Source organism: Corallococcus sicarius, from assembly GCF_003611735.1.
Taxonomy (GTDB): Bacteria; Myxococcota; Myxococcia; order Myxococcales; family Myxococcaceae; genus Corallococcus; species Corallococcus sicarius.
The window spans coordinates 1-394 of record NZ_RAWG01000788.1; the positions used below are offsets into that span (position 1 = coordinate 1).

Annotated in this window: 1 pseudogene; it reads left to right on the forward strand. The window is 40.4% G+C overall.

Features of this window, described 5'->3' with window-relative positions:
• Nucleotides 1-71: 71 nt before the first annotated feature.
• A pseudogene (slp, locus tag D7X12_RS42160) lies at nt 72-394 on the forward strand (outer membrane lipoprotein Slp); the annotation flags it as partial.

Consider the following 394-nt stretch of genomic DNA (forward strand, 5'->3'; position numbering starts at 1 on the left):
CCTCAGAATCAGATGAAAACTATAAAGAAATATCTATTATGGTTTTAATATTTGTTGATAAGGATAGTAACATGAACATGACAAAAGGTGCACTCATCCTCAGCCTTTCATTTTTGCTTGCCGCATGTAGTTCAATTCCGCAAAATATCAAAGGCAATAACCAACCTGATATTCAAAAAAGTTTTGTTGCTGTTCATAACCAGCCGGGGTTATATGTTGGTCAACAAGCGCGCTTTGGTGGGAAGGTTATCAACGTTATCAATGGCAAAACGGATACGTTGTTAGAAATCTCTGTATTACCGTTGGATAGCTATGCGAAGCCTGATATTGAAGCCAACTATCAGGGCCGACTGCTCGCCAGACAAAGCGGCTTCCTTGATCCAGTGAACTATCG